The organism is Staphylococcus sp. GDY8P120P (assembly GCF_017892065.1).
Lineage (GTDB): Bacteria > Bacillota > Bacilli > Staphylococcales > Staphylococcaceae > Staphylococcus > Staphylococcus nepalensis.
The window spans coordinates 1-3566 of the sequence record NZ_JAESKI010000038.1 but is presented as its reverse complement, the minus strand read 5'-3'; the positions used below and the strand labels follow the sequence as shown (position 1 = coordinate 3566).

4 protein-coding genes are annotated in these 3566 nt (G+C 26.0%); 1 reads left to right on the top strand and 3 read right to left on the bottom strand.

Going from position 1 to position 3566, the window contains the following annotated elements:
• Positions 1–65: 65 nt before the first annotated feature.
• Both KA900_RS14290 and KA900_RS14285 read right to left on the bottom strand, forming a co-directional pair.
• Positions 66–1190 (bottom strand): DUF3800 domain-containing protein, encoded by a 1125-nt coding sequence (locus tag KA900_RS14290; RefSeq protein WP_030061435.1) that lies wholly within the window; start codon positions 1188–1190, stop codon positions 66–68.
• Positions 1191–1205: 15 nt separating this feature from the next.
• Positions 1206–1763 (bottom strand): recombinase family protein, encoded by a 558-nt coding sequence (locus KA900_RS14285; RefSeq protein WP_030061432.1) that lies wholly within the window; start codon positions 1761–1763, stop codon positions 1206–1208.
• Between the two features lie 293 nt (positions 1764–2056).
• On the opposite strand from KA900_RS14285, the gene KA900_RS14280 reads away from it, so the two are divergent.
• Entirely contained in the window at positions 2057–2473 is a 417-nt protein-coding gene (locus KA900_RS14280; RefSeq protein WP_030061428.1) for a YolD-like family protein, read from the top strand.
• A 41-nt stretch (positions 2474–2514) separates the two neighbouring features.
• On the opposite strand, the gene KA900_RS14275 is transcribed toward KA900_RS14280, so the two are convergent.
• The coding region (locus KA900_RS14275) for a TcaA NTF2-like domain-containing protein (RefSeq protein ID WP_210125778.1) at positions 2515–3566 on the bottom strand (1052 nt) is incomplete at its 5' end.

The window sequence follows — 3566 nt, the reverse complement described above, 5'->3', positions numbered from 1 at the left end:
TGCGCCACAACGCCGATTCTTTTCTTACTTATATTATAACAATACCTGTCATGTTGTGCAATGTTTTAAAATGATAATTTAGATAGGCTTGAAAGCTTGCTAACAAACTCCTCATACTTAATAGCTGTCTCATCTATTGTTGTTAATCTTCTATTCAATGGTTCATGTAAGTAAGATTTATTTAATAAAAAACCAAGCAAAGTAAGATTTCTTCTTAATCTAGGAGATTCAGCAACATCAAAAGCATAAACAAGTTGCTCTTTTAAATTTGTATAACTATTATTTTCTATAAAATTAATGAAACGATTAATTATTGCAATCACACAATCACACAATTGTATTGTCCTATGTTCGTGAGATTTATACCAATGTATATTTGAATTAGAGAAGGATTTAATTTTTTCTTTAATGTGCATTTCTTCATCAAAACTATGTTTACTATGTATTAGTATTTTAGAATTAATTGTATATAAAGCAGAGAAATCTTTAATATAGATATGAGATTCTTCTCCACTAAAAAGATTATCTTTAATCACAGTATTAGTAAATAAATCAATTAACACCTTTGTATATTCATTCTGATTACTTTGTTTTGATAGGTATTGTGCAAACTCTGTATAGAAGTCATTAAGCTCTTTCTGTTCTACTAAATTAGGGAAATTATATTTTTTAAATAATTTTTCCAACCATGGTATATCGTTTTTTACTTTCAAATATAGTTCTTGCTTTAATAATTGAGGGTTATATATACGTTTAATAGAATTATTTTTGCTATTATCATAAGAATTATCTACTATATCAACAATAGTAAGCCATAACAAATTTAAATAATTAAAATGTAAATTATATCCTTTAATTTTAATATATTCCAATATCAATTCTATGTTTTTAGTATCAATAGACTCCAAAAAATCATCAGATTTCTTAAAAATATATTTGGATTTTAGTTCTGGAATGTTACTATTTATTTTTAATTTGTTCCATAATTCATTATGGTTATCATTTATTATTTCTTTTTCACTAACTAAACCACCTAATGAAAATTTTTGAAAGGGATTAACATTAAAGGAATCGTTTTTCAACCTAAACATTCTTGAATTATTTGTTTCATCATAATAATAAAATTCACGTCTATCCATATTTTTATATTCATAGTATTCTTTAATTAAATCTCTCAATTTACTATCCACAATATTTTTCCTCCTTTAACTTTTGTATTCTCTTAATATTCTATAGACAGTATCTCTGCTAACATTTACCTTTTCAGCAATTTCTTGCCCTGTATAATCTTTGGTATCGTATAAATGTTTAATGTAATCTTTTTTTTCTTGTGGCATTGCTTTTCTGCCCCCCATGTTACCTCTTGCTCTAGCTGATTCTAAACCTTTTTTAGTTCTTTCGCTTAATAAGTTAGCCTCTAATTCAGCAAAAGCACTCATCATTGTAAAAAACATCTTTCCCATTGGGTCTTTAGTATTGATATTCATATCAATAATTTGTAATTCAATATTATTATTCTCTAGCCATTGGGCTAAATCTATTAGTTGCTTAGTTGTCCTGCCTAATCTATCTAGCTTGTAAATAACTAAAGTGTCGCCTTCACGTAAATAATCTAAACATTTATCTAGTTCAGTTCTATTTACTTTACGCCCACTAACTTTTTCGCTAAATATTTTCTCACAACCAAAATTACTTAAAGCGTCTATTTGTAAATCTAAACTTTGATCTCTGGTAGATACACGAGCATAACCAATATTGGCCATAATTGTAATTATCCTTTCTAAAATAGCATTGTATAGTGTTTTTAATGTATGATTACCTATAAAATTAATTCTCAACGCAAATGAGAGCTAATCTGTTTGTATTATTTGCCATGTTATTTATTAATTATCTTACATAGAATATAATACAAGATTTTAATACAGTAGTCAACCCATTATAGCGCTATTAAGAATAGTAATACATAGTGTACTAAATACAATCGTTTATAATACTATTATTTCACTCTTTATTTTTGCGAACATATGTTCTATAATTAGTTGAGGTGTTTACTGATATGAAAATAATAAATCCTAATATGCCCGAACCGTACAAATATGAAACTGATTATAGAAACATACCGAGGGAATACTTAAATCCACGTATTCCAAAAGGTAGAGGAATAATTAAGTGGAACGCATTTAAGACGATACCCCAGCAATATGAAATATTGGAACAACACATAGAAGATCAAAATAAAATAAATATGCCTCTATTGTCTGATGACCAACTACAAGAAATTAATGAAAAAGTAAGTAGCAAGATTAGTAAAAACATATTAACTGATTTAGATTACTGGCAAGACGGATATATATATTCGATTCAATGTTACATTAACAAAATAGATGAATTAAATGGATTTATGATTATCACTAATTCTAATTCAAACAATAAACTAAGAATATCTTTAAGTAGTATTGTTAGCGTACAGTAAAAAACACCAATGAATTTAATTTCATTGGTGTTTAAATTATTTTAATTATCCTGCGAATCTTCTACTAGAAATTCATTTGATACATTATCATAATCTAAGGTATATTTCGTCTGAACTACATTATTATTGTTGGTTTTACTTAACTCAATATATACTTTATTTTTATCACGTTTAACGCTATTTATCTTAACATCTTTAAATTTAACTTTTGATTTAGACTTAACCTGTTTTTTAAGTTGTTTTTCTAATTGAGAGTTATTTTTAACGTAGTCAGATATATATTTATAATCTTTCTTTTTATATGCTTTGTTTAACTCTTTCGTATATTCTTTAATATAGCTTTTAGATTTTTCTTTAACCTTTTTACTTTTATTCTCATACTCTGTTATTTGAGATTTCTTAAAGCTCAATTTTAAATTTTGAGATGTATTATCATAATTACGTCTTATATTTATTCTGTTAGTTTTAAACTCTTTACCCTCTAATTTTCCAATCGCATATACACTTAATTCTGTTGGATTGTAATACTTTCCATATGTCTTTTTGGAATTATAATCAACATCTTTATCATCAATTATAATTTTGTAACTATTTTTTTCTAATAAATTATCATGGTTTAGCTTAACCTTAAACCAGCTTTGGTTAAAATCTTCATCTGCATATATCTTATTATTGTTTCCTCTATTGCCTAAATCTATATCTATTTTTCCTGTCAAAGTCCCGTTATGAATTGAATCTTCAATTGTTTTATCTGTTTCAATACTATATTTACCAATAAAGAACTTACCTAATTCTGTTGTTTGATTGCTTTCTGCTATTACCTCTTTATCAGCGTTTCCCTGCTTATATTTGTAAAATCCAGTGTTATTAAATTCTTTCACATAAACGCTGGTAAGTTTAGGTTTGAATTCTAATTTATCTATAAAAAAGAAATTCTTCCCGTTTTTCTTAATAGTTATTAGGTTATTTCCGTATTGATCTGTTATAGAGCCATACTCGGTATTATGGTCTTTATTTTTATCAATATTACTTTTAATTTTTTGCATTTGTTCATTGTATTGTTCTTGATTTTCGATAAAGTCCGTATAATTGT